Origin of the sequence: Rhodococcus kronopolitis, from assembly GCF_042654025.1 — a bacterium.
GTDB classification, from domain to species: domain Bacteria; phylum Actinomycetota; class Actinomycetes; order Mycobacteriales; family Mycobacteriaceae; genus Rhodococcus_G; species Rhodococcus_G kronopolitis.
Map to the genome: position 1 here is coordinate 323,339 of NZ_JBHSFO010000005.1, position 15,713 is coordinate 339,051.

19 protein-coding genes are annotated in these 15,713 nt (G+C 68.8%); 7 read left to right on the top strand and 12 right to left on the bottom strand.

Annotation, left to right across the window (positions count from 1 at the left end; genetic code table 11):
* Nucleotides 1–17: 17 nt before the first annotated feature.
* Complete coding sequence (locus ACFO6S_RS12715) at nt 18–803, bottom strand: SDR family NAD(P)-dependent oxidoreductase (protein WP_378417444.1); 786 nt, start codon at nt 801–803, stop codon at nt 18–20.
* A gap of 229 nt (nt 804–1,032) precedes the next feature.
* Between ACFO6S_RS12715 and ACFO6S_RS12720 the strand changes: the two genes are divergently transcribed.
* From ACFO6S_RS12720 to ACFO6S_RS12730, 3 genes are read left to right on the top strand one after another with little or no spacing between them, the layout of a single operon-like run.
* A complete protein-coding gene (locus ACFO6S_RS12720) occupies nt 1,033–1,434 on the top strand; it encodes a GntR family transcriptional regulator (RefSeq protein WP_378417446.1) in 402 nt (133 codons plus the stop codon).
* A complete protein-coding gene (locus tag ACFO6S_RS12725) occupies nt 1,431–2,291 on the top strand; it encodes an ABC transporter ATP-binding protein (RefSeq protein WP_378417448.1) in 861 nt (286 codons plus the stop codon). The genes ACFO6S_RS12720 and ACFO6S_RS12725 overlap by 4 nt, the downstream gene beginning before the upstream one ends.
* Nucleotides 2,288–3,358 (top strand): ABC transporter permease, encoded by a 1,071-nt coding sequence (locus ACFO6S_RS12730; protein ID WP_378417450.1) that lies wholly within the window; start codon nt 2,288–2,290, stop codon nt 3,356–3,358. Before ACFO6S_RS12725 ends, ACFO6S_RS12730 begins: the two co-directional genes overlap by 4 nt.
* Before the next feature lie 60 nt (nt 3,359–3,418).
* Here ACFO6S_RS12730 and ACFO6S_RS12735 read toward each other — a convergent pair whose 3' ends face one another.
* The gene (locus tag ACFO6S_RS12735; RefSeq protein ID WP_378417452.1) at nt 3,419–3,757 is read right to left on the bottom strand and encodes a hypothetical protein; all 339 of its coding nucleotides are present in this window, start codon (nt 3,755–3,757) and stop codon (nt 3,419–3,421) included.
* A gap of 378 nt (nt 3,758–4,135) precedes the next feature.
* On the opposite strand from ACFO6S_RS12735, the gene ACFO6S_RS12740 reads away from it, so the two are divergent.
* Nucleotides 4,136–5,533, top strand: a complete 1,398-nt coding sequence (locus tag ACFO6S_RS12740) for a flavin-containing monooxygenase (protein WP_378417454.1) — start codon at nt 4,136–4,138, stop codon at nt 5,531–5,533.
* On the opposite strand, the gene ACFO6S_RS12745 is transcribed toward ACFO6S_RS12740, so the two are convergent.
* Nucleotides 5,520–6,410 (bottom strand): LysR family transcriptional regulator, encoded by an 891-nt coding sequence (locus ACFO6S_RS12745; protein WP_378417456.1) that lies wholly within the window; start codon nt 6,408–6,410, stop codon nt 5,520–5,522. The two genes, ACFO6S_RS12740 and ACFO6S_RS12745, sit on opposite strands and share 14 nt — an antisense overlap.
* Nucleotides 6,411–6,517: 107 nt before the next feature.
* Between ACFO6S_RS12745 and ACFO6S_RS12750 the strand changes: the two genes are divergently transcribed.
* Entirely contained in the window at nt 6,518–6,886 is a 369-nt protein-coding gene (locus ACFO6S_RS12750) for a YybH family protein (protein WP_378417457.1), read from the top strand.
* A 238-nt stretch (nt 6,887–7,124) separates the two neighbouring features.
* Nucleotides 7,125–8,306, top strand: coding sequence for a Cmx/CmrA family chloramphenicol efflux MFS transporter (locus ACFO6S_RS12755; protein WP_378417459.1), 1,182 nt, complete (start codon nt 7,125–7,127; stop codon nt 8,304–8,306).
* A 49-nt stretch (nt 8,307–8,355) separates the two neighbouring features.
* On the opposite strand, the gene ACFO6S_RS12760 is transcribed toward ACFO6S_RS12755, so the two are convergent.
* The 5 genes from ACFO6S_RS12760 to ACFO6S_RS12780 form a co-directional block, all read right to left on the bottom strand.
* Nucleotides 8,356–8,751 (bottom strand): tautomerase family protein, encoded by a 396-nt coding sequence (locus ACFO6S_RS12760; protein ID WP_378417461.1) that lies wholly within the window; start codon nt 8,749–8,751, stop codon nt 8,356–8,358.
* A gap of 105 nt (nt 8,752–8,856) precedes the next feature.
* On the bottom strand, nt 8,857–10,008 hold the full coding sequence (locus tag ACFO6S_RS12765; protein WP_378417463.1) for an HNH endonuclease signature motif containing protein: 1,152 nt from the start codon (nt 10,006–10,008) through the stop codon (nt 8,857–8,859).
* Complete coding sequence (locus ACFO6S_RS12770; RefSeq protein ID WP_378417465.1) at nt 9,999–10,781, bottom strand: DUF222 domain-containing protein; 783 nt, start codon at nt 10,779–10,781, stop codon at nt 9,999–10,001. Before ACFO6S_RS12770 ends, ACFO6S_RS12765 begins: the two co-directional genes overlap by 10 nt.
* Before the next feature lie 157 nt (nt 10,782–10,938).
* A complete protein-coding gene (locus ACFO6S_RS12775) occupies nt 10,939–11,136 on the bottom strand; it encodes a hypothetical protein (RefSeq protein ID WP_378417467.1) in 198 nt (65 codons plus the stop codon).
* A 78-nt stretch (nt 11,137–11,214) separates the two neighbouring features.
* Complete coding sequence (locus ACFO6S_RS12780; protein WP_378417469.1) at nt 11,215–11,811, bottom strand: helix-turn-helix domain-containing protein; 597 nt, start codon at nt 11,809–11,811, stop codon at nt 11,215–11,217.
* Between the two features lie 90 nt (nt 11,812–11,901).
* Here ACFO6S_RS12780 and ACFO6S_RS12785 point away from each other — a divergent pair, with 90 nt between their 5' ends.
* Nucleotides 11,902–12,894, top strand: a complete 993-nt coding sequence (locus tag ACFO6S_RS12785) for an NAD(P)/FAD-dependent oxidoreductase (protein ID WP_378417471.1) — start codon at nt 11,902–11,904, stop codon at nt 12,892–12,894.
* 36 nt (nt 12,895–12,930) lie between these two features.
* Here the strand turns inward: ACFO6S_RS12785 and ACFO6S_RS12790 are convergent, their stop codons facing one another.
* From ACFO6S_RS12790 to mshC, 4 genes are all read right to left on the bottom strand, one after another.
* Nucleotides 12,931–13,332 (bottom strand): DUF1622 domain-containing protein, encoded by a 402-nt coding sequence (locus tag ACFO6S_RS12790; RefSeq protein ID WP_378417473.1) that lies wholly within the window; start codon nt 13,330–13,332, stop codon nt 12,931–12,933.
* Nucleotides 13,333–13,340: 8 nt separating this feature from the next.
* On the bottom strand, nt 13,341–13,826 hold the full coding sequence (locus ACFO6S_RS12795; RefSeq protein WP_378417475.1) for a hypothetical protein: 486 nt from the start codon (nt 13,824–13,826) through the stop codon (nt 13,341–13,343).
* A 185-nt stretch (nt 13,827–14,011) separates the two neighbouring features.
* Nucleotides 14,012–14,248 (bottom strand): hypothetical protein, encoded by a 237-nt coding sequence (locus ACFO6S_RS12800; RefSeq protein WP_378417477.1) that lies wholly within the window; start codon nt 14,246–14,248, stop codon nt 14,012–14,014.
* 161 nt (nt 14,249–14,409) lie between these two features.
* Nucleotides 14,410–15,651: a cysteine--1-D-myo-inosityl 2-amino-2-deoxy-alpha-D-glucopyranoside ligase gene (gene mshC, locus ACFO6S_RS12805; RefSeq protein WP_378417479.1), complete on the bottom strand. Its 1,242-nt coding sequence runs from the start codon at nt 15,649–15,651 to the stop codon at nt 14,410–14,412.
* Nucleotides 15,652–15,713 lie beyond the last annotated feature (62 nt).

Genomic DNA, 15,713 nt, shown 5'->3' on the forward strand with positions numbered 1-15,713 from the left:
GGGTGATCGGAGTCCGTCTACACGGTGGCGATGAATCCGCCGTCGATGGTCATGTCCGCGCCGGTGATGTTCGCGGCCCGGTCGGAGGCCAGGAAGACCACCAGGTCGGCGACCTCCTCGGGGGTGGTGAACCGCCCGGTCGCGGTGCCTGCGACGGCGCCGTCCGCGACCTCCTGGGCACTCGCCCCACTCGACTTCCCGATCACGTCGGCGACACCGCCGTCGCCGAACCACAGGTCCGTCGACACGGGGCCCGGGCTGACGGAGTTGGCACGAACACCCTGTGGGCCCAGCTCTTTCGACAGGGCCTTGGTGAGGTTGGTGAGCGCGGCCTTGACCGCGCAGTAGTCGGGTATTCCGGGGTCGGGGTAGAAGGCGTTGACCGAGCCGACCGTGACGATGGACCCGCTGCCGCGGGCGGTCATCCCCGGGATCGCGGCGCGGGTGGTCCGGACCGCGGCCATCATTCCGAGTGCCCACGAGGCGTTCCAGTCCTCGTCGGTGACCGAGACGAAGCCGCCCGGGCGCGGGGTGACCGCGCCGGCATTGTTGACCAGGATGTCGACACCGCCCCGTCGCTCGGCGGCCGCGACCAGCGCGATCGGCCCCTCGGCGGTAGCCAGGTCGCAGGCGACGAAGGTGACCTTCCCCTCGGATTCGAGGGCTTCGATTTGCGGTGTCCGGGTGCGCGATCCGGCGAATACGTGCGTGCCGGCCGCGGCGAGACTTCGGGTGATCGCCAGGCCGATGCCCTTGCTGGCGCCGGTCACCACCGCGGATTTTCCATCGAGGTGCAGGTCCATCGGACACCCTCCCGGGTGGATACGAACTCCATCCGGCCACCGCGGCTGCGGTGGCCGTCACCGCGAACTCGAGGACCTGTGACGACCGTCTTCGAAATGTCGGGCGCGGTCCGCCTGCAACGATAACCCCGTACCCGACGTAGGCGGCCGAATCGTCCGCAACCGTTGACACCCGACGCCACACCGTGCAATATCCATTTCACTATTGTCATAGTGAAATGGAGATTCGGTGGTGGAGTTCCACATCAACCGTCGATCCGGCATCCCGGCCTACGTCCAACTCGTCCTTCAGGTCAAGCAGGCGCTGCGCCTCGGCGACCTGCATCCGGGCGACCGACTCCCCACCGCGAAGGAGGTGGTCGCCGCGGTCACGGTCAATCCCAACACCGTCCTCAAGGCGTACCGGGAGCTCGAGAACGACGGACTCGTCCAGGCGCGACCGGGACTGGGCACCTTCGTGACCGCGTCCCTGATCAAGCCCGGCATGGCGGAACGGCAGGCACTGCAGGCCGAACTGGCGAGCTGGGCGCGTCAGGCGGCGTCCGCGGGCCTGGCCCGGTCGGATCTCGAGGCGTTGGTGGCGGCGGCACTGGACACCGAATTCGGCGAGGACACAGGGGAGTTCACATGAGCGGGGCGGCGGACAGCGCACTTTCCATGCGCGGGGTCGACAAGAGATTCGGCAGCAAACAGGCGTTGCGGGGGTGTTCCTTCGACATCGAACGCGGCAGCATCACGGCGATTGTCGGTGCGAACGGCGCGGGCAAGTCGACACTGATGTCCCTCGCGGTGGGACTGCTCGAGGCCGACGGCGGGGAGATATCCGTGCTCGGCCGCAGTCCCGACCGGGACGGCATCTGCCCCGGGCTGGCGTACGTCGCCCAGCACAAGCCGCTCTACAGCAGTTTCTCCGTCGCCGAGATCCTTCGATTCGGTGGGAAGTCGAACACCCAGTGGGACAACGCGTATGCGACGAGCCTGATTGCCGACGCGCAGATCCCGCCGGGGGCGCGGGTGAAGTCGCTCTCCCCCGGACAGCGCACCCGGGTCGCGCTGGCCCTGGCGCTCGGCCGTCGGCCGGAGGTACTGCTGCTCGACGAGCCGCTGGCCGAACTGGACCCCGTCGCCCGCCGATCCGTCGTGCGCACCCTGATGACCGACGCCGCCGAGCACGGGACCACCGTGGTGTTGTCCTCGCACGTGCTCTCGGAGGTGGCCGAGATCGCCGACCAACTGCTGCTGCTCGGCGGCGGACGGGTTCGCCTGTCCGGCGCGGTCGACGATCTCCTCGACGAGCACTACCTGCTCACCGGGCCGGACGATCCCGCCGGACTCATCGGCGCGGGTGCCATCGTCCAGTCACAGCAGCGCACCCACCTGGTGCGCGGGGATCGGCCGAACCGGGCCGACGACTGGCGCACGGAACAGCCGAATCTCGACGACATTGTCCTGGCCTACCTGACCACCATCGACGAAGAGGCAGCATGATCTGGGTTACCTGGCGGCAGCACCGCGCGACCATCCACGCCGCGGTCGGTGGGATCCTTCTCCTCGCGGTCGTAGCGTTGGTCTGTGGGTTCGGCATCAGAGCGTCCGAACAGCCAGTGGCATTCGGCACCATGCCCTACTGCCCGAAATCGGGCGATGGCGCGGGCGAATGTTGGTCCGAGTCGACGCTCACGCTGATCACCCTCGTCACCACGTTGTTGCCGGTACTACTCGGCATACTGGTCGGTGTCACAGTCTTCTCCCGCGACCTCGAACGAGGCACCCACGTCGTCGGGCTGTCCCAATCAGTCAGCAGGGCTCGTTGGTACTGGAGCCGCCTCCTGGTTGTATTCGTACCTGTCACCGCTGCGATGGTGGTCCTCGGGTCGGTACTCGAGTGGACCCGCTCGGCAGGGATTCAGTCGAACTACGCCTACGCCTCGAACGGCGTCTGGTACGGATACTCACGGCTGACCTTTCCGCTCTTCCAGTCAAGCGGTCTGGTTGCCGGCGCGTACACATTCCTGGCCTTGATCCTCGGAAGCCTCACCGCGCTGCTGCTCCGCAACACGCTCGGGGCGATGACGGCAACGCTGGTCGCAATGACGGCACTGATGGTGGGTTTCCAGATCGACGCGCGACCGCAGTACGCGACACCTGTCGTCGAGTCACAACCTCTCGGCCCCACGACAACAATGGCCCACTACATGCCGGCTGACGAGAACAGAAGTATGTGGCTGCTGGGTTCAGGCTTGGTCGATGAGAACGGCCGAAGCGTGAACTTCGACTACGCCACGTGCGGCCAGATTGGTGACGATGCCGACTGGAGTCAACGACCCGACGAGACACTCGCCGCGTACGAGCTGCGCGAGGATTCCATCCTCGCCGCGCAGAACCGCGAGTTCGTTGCCTGCCAGCGCGCCCAGGGCGCAGACCATTTCGAGATCCGGTTCCACCCCGACAGCCTGTTTCGCCGATTCCAGCTGATCGAAGCGGCGCTGGCGCTGGCCCTCGCGGCGCTACTGCTCGCCCCGTCGCTGTGGGCCCTGCGCAGGCTCCGGCCCTGACCAGTTGCCCGGGTGGTCGACGCCCTCACCGCGTGGACCACCCGGGCGAGCTTGGCGCTCCTATCCGCCGGCGCCGTTGTCCGGGTTGGTGCAGATCGTGCCCTCACACGGCACCACCGTCCCGTCACCGTTCGGGTTCTCCATCACCGCACCGCCGTTCTGCTGCGGATCTGTCCCCGCCCCGTGATCAGGATTGGTGCAGATCGTGCCCTCACACGGCACCACCGTCCCGTCACCGTTCGGGTTCTCCATCACCGCACCGCCGTTCTGCTGCGGATCTGTCCCCGCCCCGTGATCGGGATTGGTGCAGATCGTGCCCTCGCAGGGGACGTACCCCGGGTCGCCGTTGGGGTTGGGGATCGCGCCCGCGCCGACCTGACCATGCCCCGGGGCAGTCACCGGTTGCTGGGCCGGAGCGGGTTGCTGCTGACCCTCCGCCGGCGCATTGGCACCTGCCGGAGCCGACGAAACGGTCGTTGTCGTGGTCATGGTGGTGGTGGCTGTTGTTGTGCTGGGTGACGTGTTCGATGCGTCGTCGCTACACCCCGAAGCGAGGACGGTCATCGACAGCGCCGCCAGAACTACTAGACCTCGTTTGAACATGTGTGTTCCTTTCAAGGATCAACAATCTGTTGATTCGCTGATCCTGGCACCTCCGGCCGCGCTCCGCAGGGGCTGCGCGGGCGGGCCGCGGACCGCCGTCGAAGTCCCGCCGGTCCGGAAATTCGCCCCCGGATCCCTGCCGCACCACCCCCTCGCCGTGCCACCATGGCGACCATGTCCTACATGGTCAAGGCCAGGCATCGAGCTCCCGCCCAGCATGCGCAGCTCACCCCCGACCCGAACCTGCCGCGCGTCTGCGTGATCGGCGCCGGGTCGAGCGGGATCACCGCGGCCAAGGCGCTCTACGGCGCGCGGGTCCCGTTCGAGTGCTACGAGCAGGGTCCGGTCGTCGGCGGCAACTGGGTGTACGAGAACCCCAACGGCCTGTCCGCCTGCTACGACACCCTCGAGATCAACACCTCGTGCCCGCGCATGGCGTACTCCGACTTCCCGATGCCGCAGGACTACCCGGCCTACGCCAAGCACCACCAGGTCGCCGCCTACTTCCGGGACTACGTCGAGCACTTCGGCTTCGGCGGCCGTCTCACCTTCTCCACCACCGTCGAGAAGGTCGAGCGGGACGCCGACGGCCGCTGGTCGGTCACCGTCACCGGGCCCGACGGCACCCGCACCGAGGAGTTCGACGCGGTCGTCGTCGCGACCGGCCACCACTGGGACCCGCGGTTGCCCGAACCGGCCTACCCGGGCAGCTTCGACGGGGAGCAGATCCACTCGCACGACTACCGCAGCGCCGACCAGCTCGACGGGCGGGACGTCGTCGTGGTGGGCGCAGGCAACTCGGCGATGGACATCGCGGTGGCGGCCTCCGAATGCGCGCGGTCGGCGTCGATCTCCCAGCGTCGCGGCGAGTGGGTGCTGCGCAAGTTCGCGTTCGGGCGACCGTCGGACCAGATCGCGCTGCCCGGGTGGCTGCCGTGGTGGGTGACCAGCGCCCGGCTGGCCTTCGGCGCCGCAATCTCCGGGAATGTGGCCAAGCTGGGCCTGCCGCAGCCGGAACACCGTCCCGGACAGTCGCATCCGGTGCAGTCCGAGGGCATCCGGGACGCCCTGCGATCCGCCCGCCTGACCCCTCGGCCCGGCATCGAGCGGCTCGACGGCGACCGCGTCGTCTTCGTGGACGGGAGCAGCGCGCCGGCTGACCTGATCGTGTGGGCAACGGGGTACCGGGTGAGCTTCCCGTTCCTCGACCCGGACCTGCTGAGCGTCGAGGACAACGACCTGCCGCTGTGGAAGCGGACCGTCCACCCCGACCTGCCCGGCCTGTACTTCGTGGGGCTGTTGCAGCCGGTCGGTGCGATCATGCCGCTCGCCGAGGCCCAGGGCGCCTGGATCACCGAGATGGTGCGCGGCGTCTACGTCGCCCCCGACGGCGCCGAGGTGCGGGCGCAGATGACCCGGGACGACCAGCTCTACAAGAAGCGGTTCTACAAGTCCGCCCGCCACACCATGGAGGTCGACTTCGACCACTACCTGTGGGACCTGCGCCGCGAGCGTCGGCGGGGTGCGCGCCGCGCCGGTGCGGCGGTCGCCGAAACCGTCAAGCTGGGGTAGGCCCCTCACCGAAGGCCAGTCGGCAGTGCCGCACCAACTCACGCAGCGCCGGGGTGCCCATCCGGCCCCAGACCAGTGCCAGCACCGCGGGGACCTCGACGTCCTCGATCACCCGGGCGACGAGGCCGTCGTAGGCGCCGGCCATCGACTCGCTGAGGATCGCCGCGCCGAGGCCGCGGGTCGCGAGGTCCGCCACCGCGTCGGGAGCACTGGCCTGCAACGCAATCGCAGGCCGGACCCCGATCGCGGCGCAGGCCTGATCGAAGACCGTGCGGATTCCCGTGCCCTTCGGCATGCAGACGAGGGGATGCCGCGCCAGGTCCTCGACTCGCACCCGCCGCAGTCCGGTCAGCGGGTGGTCGGGCGGCACCGCCGCAACCAGTCGCTCGCTGACAATCTGCAGGGCGTCCAGTCCCGGCGGCGCTGTCGCCGCGGACCCGACCAAGGCGAGGTCCAGGGCGCCCGACCGCACCTTCTCCACCAGTCGATCCGACCCGTCCTCGACGAGGGCGATCTCGACCCCGGGATGAGCGGTGTGGAAGTTCGCCAGCGCGTCGAACAGTCCGGTGACGGTGCACGCGGTGACCATGCCGACCACCAGTCGGCCCCGGATCAGGGTGGTCACCTCGTCGACGGACTGCCGGACCGCCTGCGCAGACGTGAGCGCGGCGCGGGCGTGCTCGATCGCCGCCTTGCCGGCGGTGGTGAGCGTGGCGGTGCGGCTCGAGCGGTCGATCAACTGCGCGCCGAGGTCGCGTTCGAGCTGGCGGATCTGGGCGCTGATCCCGGACTGGCTGACGTGCATGCGTTCGGCGGCCCGGGTGAAGTTGCGTTCCTCGGCCACCGCGACGAGGTACTCCAGCTGGCGAAGTTCCATGACTGCAGATTCTAGTTTCCAGAAGAACTATCTGTTGGACACATGGCGGACGGCCGGGAAGGCTGGACCCTGTCGGCAGAACCGTCCATCCGAGCAGAGGAATTGCCATGTCGCCCAACGAGAAAGCACTTGTCCCCGAGGACCTCACCCGCCTGTTCGTCGAACGCAGCAATGCCGGCGACGCGGCCGGGGTCGCAGCGCTCTACGCGGAGGACGCCGTGATGGCGTACCCGCCCGGAAGCCAGACCGTGGGCCGTGCCGCCATTCAGGCGCTGTGGGAATCGGTGCTGGCGCACGCGCCGCGTTTCGAGCAGGAGCCGCCGCTGCCGACCCTGATCAGCGGCGACATCGCACTGACGTCGACTCCCCCACGGGACGGTGCGGGCGCGCGGGCCCAGGTCGCCCGGAGGCAGGCGGACGGAAGCTGGTTGCGGGTTCTCGATCAGCCGGAGTTCGTGACGCCGACCGACGCCTAGTGTCCCGTCACGGTTGGAGCAGCTCATCAACAACGATGTAGTTGAGCTACTGTGGCGACCATGTCGAGCCCTGAATCAGACCGGGCGGGGGCTTTCGGTCACGCCGTCAGCCCCCGGAACCCCTGAGTTCTTAGTTCACATCCCAGCAGCCTTGCTGCGCGGGCAATTGTGCGCACCCTCCGGGTGCTGACCGCGGTGACGAGACGTTCCTTGTTCGTTCTCTCACCTCGGAGTTTCGATGTTCCTCCCTCTCTACATGCTCGCCGTGGCGGTCTTCGCCATGGGTACCTCTGAGTTCATGCTCGCCGGCCTGGTGCCCGACATTGCCAATAGTCTCGAGGTGTCGATCGGGGCAGCTGGACTGCTCACCTCGGCATTCGCGGTCGGCATGATCGTGGGGGCGCCGCTGATGGCGGCGCTGGCACGCCGATGGCCCGCCCGGACAACCCTGCTGTTTTTCGTGCTGGTCTTCGCAGTCACGCATATCGTGGGCGCCCTCGCGACAAGTTTCGCGGTGCTGCTGGTCACCCGGGTGATCGCCGCACTGGCCAACGCAGGATTCCTCGCCGTCGCATTGAGTACCGCGGCCACTCTCGTCGCAGCCGATCAGAAGGGACGCGCACTCGCGGTCCTGCTCTCAGGCACGACGATGGCCACCGTCGCCGGGGCTCCATGCGGAGCGTTGCTCGGCACACTGCTCGGCTATCAGGCAACCTTCTGGGCGATCGCACTACTCTGCGTTCCCGCTGCGGTCGGTATCGCCAAGGGCATTCCGGCTGACGCCGGAGCGACCTCAGCGGGTGCTTCGGCTTCCCCGCCTCTTCGGAACGAGATCGCCCAACTAGCGCGGCCCGGACTGATCCGGGTCATTCTGCTCAGTGCCCTGGTCAACGCCGCCACCTTCGCTACATTCACCTTCCTGGCGCCGATCGTGACCGATACCGCCGGACTGGAAGAGCTCTGGGTTCCTGTGGCGCTGACGCTTTTTGGTGTCGGATCTTTCGTCGGTGTCACTGTCGCAGGGCGGCTCTCGGATCAACGTCCCGCTGTCACGATCGCAGTATGCGGCCCGGTACTGTTGCTCGGCTGGGTCGCAATGGCGACCCTGGCTGCGTACCCGGCGACGCTACTGTTCCTGGTGTTCACGCAGGGTGCACTGTCCTTCGCGCTGGGCAGCACCCTGATTACAAGGGTGCTCTACGAGGCCGAGGACGCCCCCACAATGGGTGGGTCGTATGCAACCGCTGCGCTGAACATCGGGGCAGCCAGCGGACCTGTTGTTGCCGCAACGACTCTCGGTGCCGGTGCTGGCAACCTCGGTCCCGTGTGGACCAGCAGTCTCCTAGTCACGCTCGCACTGGCTATCGCCCTGCCGCTGCTGCGAGTCATCGCACCCAGTGTCGGCCAGGTGATCCGATGAAGGTCGAGCGCTACCAGCGCATCTCGGCCGAAGTATTGCTCACGCCTGGTCATACGTGGACGTTGAAGCCGAGATCGACGTCGGAGGCGGCCAACCCTCCACGGATCCCCCAGTTCTCGGGCTCGATCTCCCGGAGGGTGATCGTGATGTGGTCCCGGGGGATACCGAGCGCCGCGAGGCGGTCGACGATCTCGGCGTAGAGGTTCCGTTTGGCCTGCCCCGATCGACCGGCGAAACAGTCGATGGTGACGATGGTGCAGAACTCGGGTGCCGCCATATTGGGCGGGCAGGCGAACCGGTGCGGCTCATGAGCGATGAGCCGCACGTGCTTGTCCTTCGGCGGGATCAGGAAGGCGGACACCAGCGCGCCGTGGACAGCGTCGATGATGGCAACTTCGTCGGCTTCGGAGTAGCTACGCCGAACCTCGATCGTGACTGTTGGCATGGTTCCTACCATTGCAGATCCACGGGAGAAATTGGTCGCAATAACTCTGCGCCAAACTGCTTCGCGTCCGGCAACCGCCCCTAGAAGGATGGCGGTGCGTAGTGCTCACGGCCGGCGATGACCGCGAGGTGCTCGACGTGATGGGCGCGCAGCTCCCGGCAGTGGGCAAGGTGTTCCGGGTCTGCGATCGTGGCGAGTTCGTCGAGTGTCGGGGGGTCGGTCGCAAGGGCGCATGTGGGATTCCCACCAGGTCGGTTCGTAGATCAGTGCATCCGGGGGTTTCTCGGCGGCCGGCGGGCTTTCAAGTGGTCGGACCTTTGGCCGTCGGGGCGAAGCAGTCGCGACGTAGCGGTCCGGCAGCGTGACGCCGATGGCCCCGTTTCGCCCGATCCAAACGATCACGTCCCCCGCGAGGCGGACGACGCGGAAGTGCCTGTCGGTCTTGGCCTGGTGATGCAGCCCGCAGGAAGGTTCGCCGTTGGTCTCGACGGTCCAGCTGCCGCGTTCGGGGTCGTCGTGGTCGTACTCCACGATGTGGTCGAACTGGCACTTGCGGGTGGGGACGGTGCAGCCCGGGAAGGTGCAGGTGGAGTACTTCGCGAACACCGCCTTCCGGACCGCGTTCGATGGTCGGTAGGTCAGCGCACCACGGGGTGGCTGGTCGAATCCGCCGTGCCCGTCGGGGAACTCGCCGTCCAGCAGGGCGGGGTTCGTTGTGATCGCTGCGTGGATGTCCCCGGTGGTGATTTCCGGATTCAGGTCGGTGCGCGGCGGCGGTAGCGGTGGGTCCTGCCAGCTCGGGGGTGGTTCGTCGGGTCCTGACGGCACGGCGCCCGCCGTCCGACGTCGACTGCGGTAGCGGATGGGGATACCGGGCGCGGCGGGCTGCTCGACGACTTCGTCAGTGCAAAGCCCCTCCCGGGCACAATCGGATTCCCCGCCCTCAACCGGGTTTTCGTCATCCTGGCGTGAGCTGCCGGAATCGCCGTCGCGTTGGGCGGCGATCTTGCGGGCGTCGGCGATGATCGCCTGCCACGTCGCGTCCTCGGCGATCCTGCGCGCGAGTTCCGGATCGATTGGCCCGTGACCGGACAGGAAGCCGGGGTCGTCGACCAGTCCCAGCAGCGTGTCGAGGTCGATGTGCAGTTGCACGTCGACCTTTCCGCGTTCCCGCTCGTGGGCCGGGAGGAGCTTCGTCGGGCACGCCTGATCCGGGCACTGGCAGGTGAGGTGTTGTTCGCCGTGCATCAGCGCCACGATCCCCCAAGCACTTCGTGCAGGGAGGTACCCCCAGCGTCGGTGCGGAGGTTGTCGGGCGTCCGCGGATCTGCGGCGCAGACGGTACCGCCCATCTCCTCGATCAACCCGGCGACGGCCTGCCCCTCGGCGGCGGTCAGGGTCCCGAAGAGGGTGGCCATACCGTGCCGGTCGGCGCTGACGGAGATGAATCGGGAGTTGCGTTCGCGGCGTTTGCGCAGGCGGGCGGCCTCATCGGGGTTGATGCGAATCAGTTGCCGCATGATCTCCGCCGCCAACGCCCGCGGCGGCCGCTGCAGGGCGGCGTCGACGGCGAGCGGTTCCAGAGCCTCCAAGGTGGCGTCGCTGACCTGGTCGGTGAACTCGGAGATGGTGCGGACCCGAGGGTAGTCGAGGCGGCCGTCGAGGAACGCGGCCCGGGTCAGCGGCAGGTGGTGGTCGAGGTTGTTGCCGACCGCGACGTACTTCCCCGCGAGACTGAAGGACAGCCCGAGTGCGAGCGCCGCCTCGGATTCGGCGCCGCGACCGCCCCGCTCGAGCGCGATGTCCTCGCCGAAGCGGTCAAGGTCGTCCTCGAAGGCGCGGCGGGCGAAGGCGGCGAGGGTGAGGACTTTGTGCGCCGCCGCGACATTCTCGGCCCGCGCATGGATGCGGAGCGCGGCGAGTGCGTCGAATCCCGACTCGTGGTCGATCACGAACTCGGCGGGGCGACTGGGTGTGCGCCCGGCGTGGCTGACAACCGCCGGTTCCGCCCCTTCCAAGCCTTCGAACATGCGTACTAGTTTACGCCGAAAACGCCAGGATTTCACCAAGTTTCACGTGCACATAGGGCCATCCGCGGCGACAGTCGCCACATGCTTCGAACACTGGTCCCGTCGTTGCGGTGCCAGTCGTCATGAGCCGCCGACCCGCACTGAAACGGCCTTGGACTCAGTCCTGTCCAAGCTCGGGATGCCGCTGTAGTAGTTCGCTCTCGACTCGGCGAAGCGAGGCGATCTCCGTGTCCACGTCATCGAGCCGTCGCCGCAATCTGTCCAGGCGAGCCTCGAGTTCGCGGCCATCGAGCAGGAGATCGTCCCGCTCGACCAGTAGACGCGCGATCCGATCCGCAGCGGGGTTCGTGCTCATTCACCCAGGATATGGCGCACGGAGGGCGCATGCTCGGCGCCGAGCCAATTGGGGCACGAGGCGCCGCGGTGGGTCGCCTCAGGCAGAGACGCCCGGGCTGGTCCGGACATGCGCGCGCTCGCCCTGCGGTCCGAACAGGCTGAGCATCTCCACCGGCTCGTCGCCGGTGTTGCCGAACCAGTGCGGGGTCCTGGTGTCGAACTCTGCCACCTCCCCCGGCGTCAGGACGATGTCGTGCTCGCCGAGCAGCAGCCGCAACCGCCCGGACAGCACGTACAGCCACTCGTATCCCTCGTGCACCTGGAGCGTCGGTTCCCCCGCCGGCGTGTGCGGCGGGATCACGTGCTTGAACGCCCGCACCCCGCCGGGTCGCCGCGTCAACGGGATGATCGCCATCCCGTTCCGGCTGATCGGCCGGGCGTGGATCCGCGGGTCGCCGGTCGCGGGCGCGCCCACCAGCTCGTCGAGTGGCAGGTGGTGGGCACGGGCCAGCGGCAGCAGCAGCTCCAGCGTGGGCCGGCGCTGACCGGACTCGAGCCGGGACAGGGTGCTCACGGAGATTCCCGTCGACTCCGACAGCTGCGCGAGGGTCGCACCCCGTTGCAGGCGCAACACCCGCAGCCGCGGCCCCACCGCGTCGAGGACGTCGTCGAGGGCGTGCGGGTCGTCGTTCATCCCCCCACTTTGCCGCATCGGCAAAAGAACTTGCCAGCATCGCGTCGGCGGGCGCAGAGTCGGAGCCCACCGACGAGTACGAGGAGACAGATGAACGAGAAGTACGACGTTATTGTCGTGGGCGGCGGCGCGGCCGGGCTCAGCGGGGCACTGACGCTGTCACGGGCGAGGCGCTCAGTCCTGGTCGTCGACGCAGGCGCCCCGCGCAACGCCCCGGCCGCGCACATGCACAACTACCTCGGCCGCGAGGGCGACAACCCCGCCGCATTGCTGGCCGACGGACGCGACGAGGCCGCCGGCTACGGCGCCGAGCTGGTCACCGGGGCTGTCACCACCGCCGAGGCGACGGACGACGGATTCCGCGTCGAGCTGGCGGACGGCCGCCGGGTGATCGCGCGGCGGCTGCTGGTCACGACCGGCCTGGTCGACGAGCTGCCCGACGTGCCGGGCCTGGCGCAGCGGTGGGGTCGCGAGGTGCTGCACTGCCCGTACTGCCATGGCTGGGAGGTGCGCGACGAGAGGATCGGTGTGCTGTCCACCGGGCCGCTCGCCGTGCACCAGGCCCTGATGTGGCGGCAGTGGAGCGCGGAGGTGACCCTGTTCCTGCACGACGGCCCCACCCCGACCGCGGACGAGGCCGAGCAGCTCGAGGCCCGCGGCATCGCCGTGGTGACCGGGAAGGTCACCGGTCTGGAGGTCTCCGAGGACCGACTCACCGGCGTGCAGCTGGCCACCGGCGAGCGCGCCGACCTTCGGGCGCTGGTGGTCTCGCCGCTGTTCACCGCCCGCGCCGACTTCCTCGCGGGCCTGGGTCTCGAGTCGGCCGAGATGGAGATGGGCGGCCACGTGATCGGAACCCACATCCCCGTCGATGCGATGGGCGCCACGGCGGTGCCCGGGGTGTGGGCCGCCGGCAACGTCACCGACCCGCGCGCCCAGGTGATCGGGGCCGCCGCGGCCGGCGTGATGGCCGGCGCCGCGCTGAACGCGGACCTGATCGCCGAGGACACCCGCCTCGCCGTGTCCACCCTTCGCGACACCGGCTCGGCTCGGGGACAGCAGGACTCGGCCGTCCCGGCCTAGCGGATCGGGCGCGGCCGGCGGTTCACGCCGGCCGCGTCAGCGCGCCTCGTCGCCGGCCTGACGGGTGGCCCGGGCCAGCACCTGCGGTCCGGTGGTCAGCGCCCGCTTCCACGGCGGCACACCCTCGATCTCCACCTCGATGGACAGGCTCAGCACGGTCCGGATCAGCACGATCAGGCCCAGGACGGCCGCGTCGGTCAGCGAGGGTGTGGACGTGACCGTCTTGACGATGTCCGCCGCGACCAGCAGCTCCAGGCCGAGCAGGATTGCCCCGCCGAGGGATTCGCGCAGGGTCTTGAACGCCCGCCCGCCGTCGCCGGACCGCTTCCAGGTGAGCGCGGCGAGGAAGAAGGCGTAGACGAAACCCACCACCATTGCCAGGACCCCGAGCACCTCGAAGGCCTCGGTCGACAGCTCGAAGAACCTGACTGTGTCCATGGGCCCATCTAATCCGAGCCGAAGCTCCCGCGCCCGCCGAGTCGGCCTGGATCACCGGTTGAAATGCGACGGTTGTGGACGACGTTGACCCCAATTGCGGCGATCACGACAGCCGCCAGTAGGACCAGCACCGGCCAAACTCCGCGCCCGACAAGGCCGGCGACAACGACGATCCCCACCGTCAGGAACGGACTCCCGACACCGGCGAGCAGATCCCACTGCCGCGGTCGCACCGGCGGCGTACCCCACCACGGAATCCGGTGGCCGGCGTTCTCGCGCAGGGTCCGCCGCGTCGCCGCGACGAATAACCCGAGGCCGACGAGCATCGCAAGGACGCCCACCACCCACGCGACGGCTCCGGACGGCTGGCTCCCGAACGCGTAGATCCATCCCGCCGCGGCGAGCGCGAGCCCCACCGCACCCGGCCACCACGGCTCGGACGCCGGGGCATCCTCATTAACCACGACCGGTCGCATCGGAGCCAGCTCGTCCATACGTCCCCCCACTCCGTCGCAATGTCACAGGCCTCGGTCGACATCTCGAAGAACCCTATCGCCGCCCGGAGGTGGCAACTGGAGTTCGATCGCAACGCACTGTTCGCCGGTGACCGCTGCGGCGGACACCGCGCGGAAAATGTTGCCGCACAGGAACAATCAGACGAAGAACACGGCCAAAACGGTCATTCGACGAGTCGCAGGAGCGGTCGTCGCCGAGCGAATCTCGCACTCGGGTGACGTTGTTGCGCCGCCCTTCTCTCTGCACGCTCTTCCAGGTCCTGCCGTGACGACAGCTCCAGCAGCGCACCGAGTGATGCCTCGTCGTCCACGTCGCGATCGGCGGTGACTGCGCCTGCTACCGCGATCGTCTCGGCCGGCGCGTCGCCCCGATCCGACCAGTTCATGTCCGTTGCGCCCATTGTCTGAGGATAGGGACGACGCGCTGCTCAGGCATGGTGGCCGCGTACCAAAGAACAAGGCATTCACCGTAGTCTTCGCCCAGTCGCCCTGCGTTCCCACCGGGTGCGAGGTCGTCCCGACCCCTGCCAGGACATCGGACCGGGGGGCGGCAACGCGGATGTCAGCGCAGCGACACGCCCAGCAACGCATCCACCGCGTCGGACAGCAGACCGGGGGCCCCGGCGTCGGAACCGCCGTGGTCCACGGCCCGGCGGGCCCAGCCGTCGACCGCGTCGATCGCCTTGCCGGTGTCCAGGTCGTCCGCGAGGTGCTGACGCAGCCGCGCGACGGTGTCCTCGGCGGACTGCGCGGTCGGCAGCGCCGCGGCGCGCCGCCAGAGGTCCAGCCGCCGCTCGGCGGCGGAGAGAACCGTGTCCGTCCAGGCCCGGTCGGTGCGGTAGTGCCCGGAGAGCAGGCCCAGCCGGATCGCCATCGGGTCGGTGCCCTCGCCGCGCAGCTTCGAGACGAACACCAGGTTGCCGCGGCTCTTGGACATCTTCTCGCCGTCCAGGCCGATCATCCCGGTGTGCACGTAGTGGCGGGCAAAACGCCGCTGCTCGACCAGTGCCTCGGCGTGCGCGGCGGAGAACTCGTGGTGCGGGAAGATCAGGTCGCTGCCGCCGCCCTGCAGGTCGAAGCCGGTACCGATGCGGTTGAGCGCGATCGCGGAGCACTCGATGTGCCAGCCCGGCCGGCCCGCGCCGAACGGCGACGGCCAGGACGGCTCGCCCGGGCGCTCGGTGCGCCAGAGCAGCGCGTCGAGCGGATCCCGCTTGCCCGCCCGGTCCGGGTCCCCGCCGCGCTCGGCGAAGAATCGCTCCATGGTCTCGCGGTCGTAGCCGGACTCGTAGCCGAACTGCTCGGTGGCGTCGGCGCGGAAGTACACGTCCGGGTACTCGGCGTCGTCGAGCACGTAGGCGGCGCCGGCGGCGAGCAGCTTCCCGACCATCTCGACGACCTCGTTCACGGACTCGACCGCGCCGATGTAGTCGCGCGGCGGCAGCACCCGCAGCGCCTCCATGTCCTCACGGAACAGCGCGGTCTCGCGCATGCCGAGCACCACCCAGTCCTCGCCGTCGCGCTCGGCCCGCTCGAACAGCGGGTCGTCGACGTCGGTGACGTTCTGCACGTAGTGCACCTCGTGCCCGGCATCACGCCAGAGCCGGTTCACCAGGTCGAAGGCCAGGTAGGTCGCGGCGTGACCGAGGTGGGTCGCGTCGTACGGGGTGATACCGCAGACGTACATGGTGGCAACCGGACCCGGGGTGACGGGCCGGACCCGGCGGTCCGCGGTGTCGAAGAGGCGCAGGGGCGGCCCCTGACCGGGGACGGAGGGAACGGCAATGTCGGACCAGGACTGCATGGCCCCGAGCCTATCGGAGGCCCGGACACGCGACCCGCACCAGTCGGTTCAAGAAGGTCGTC

What these genes read in the sequence shown, in the direction of transcription:
- ACFO6S_RS12715 (WP_378417444.1), bottom strand. Translation starts at nt 803, where the DNA reads ATGGACCTGCACCTCGATGGAAAATCCGCGGTGGTGACCGGCGCCAGC.
- ACFO6S_RS12725 (WP_378417448.1), top strand. Translation starts at nt 1,431, where the DNA reads ATGAGCGGGGCGGCGGACAGCGCACTTTCCATGCGCGGGGTCGACAAG.
- ACFO6S_RS12730 (WP_378417450.1), top strand. Translation starts at nt 2,288, where the DNA reads ATGATCTGGGTTACCTGGCGGCAGCACCGCGCGACCATCCACGCCGCG.
- ACFO6S_RS12740 (WP_378417454.1), top strand. Translation starts at nt 4,136, where the DNA reads ATGTCCTACATGGTCAAGGCCAGGCATCGAGCTCCCGCCCAGCATGCG.
- ACFO6S_RS12745 (WP_378417456.1), bottom strand. Translation starts at nt 6,410, where the DNA reads ATGGAACTTCGCCAGCTGGAGTACCTCGTCGCGGTGGCCGAGGAACGC.
- ACFO6S_RS12750 (WP_378417457.1), top strand. Translation starts at nt 6,518, where the DNA reads ATGTCGCCCAACGAGAAAGCACTTGTCCCCGAGGACCTCACCCGCCTG.
- ACFO6S_RS12755 (WP_378417459.1), top strand. Translation starts at nt 7,125, where the DNA reads ATGTTCCTCCCTCTCTACATGCTCGCCGTGGCGGTCTTCGCCATGGGT.
- ACFO6S_RS12760 (WP_378417461.1), bottom strand. Translation starts at nt 8,751, where the DNA reads ATGCCAACAGTCACGATCGAGGTTCGGCGTAGCTACTCCGAAGCCGAC.
- ACFO6S_RS12770 (WP_378417465.1), bottom strand. Translation starts at nt 10,781, where the DNA reads ATGTTCGAAGGCTTGGAAGGGGCGGAACCGGCGGTTGTCAGCCACGCC.
- ACFO6S_RS12775 (WP_378417467.1), bottom strand. Translation starts at nt 11,136, where the DNA reads ATGAGCACGAACCCCGCTGCGGATCGGATCGCGCGTCTACTGGTCGAG.
- ACFO6S_RS12780 (WP_378417469.1), bottom strand. Translation starts at nt 11,811, where the DNA reads ATGAACGACGACCCGCACGCCCTCGACGACGTCCTCGACGCGGTGGGG.
- ACFO6S_RS12785 (WP_378417471.1), top strand. Translation starts at nt 11,902, where the DNA reads ATGAACGAGAAGTACGACGTTATTGTCGTGGGCGGCGGCGCGGCCGGG.
- ACFO6S_RS12790 (WP_378417473.1), bottom strand. Translation starts at nt 13,332, where the DNA reads ATGGACACAGTCAGGTTCTTCGAGCTGTCGACCGAGGCCTTCGAGGTG.
- ACFO6S_RS12795 (WP_378417475.1), bottom strand. Translation starts at nt 13,826, where the DNA reads ATGGACGAGCTGGCTCCGATGCGACCGGTCGTGGTTAATGAGGATGCC.
- ACFO6S_RS12800 (WP_378417477.1), bottom strand. Translation starts at nt 14,248, where the DNA reads ATGGGCGCAACGGACATGAACTGGTCGGATCGGGGCGACGCGCCGGCC.
- mshC (WP_378417479.1), bottom strand. Translation starts at nt 15,651, where the DNA reads ATGCAGTCCTGGTCCGACATTGCCGTTCCCTCCGTCCCCGGTCAGGGG.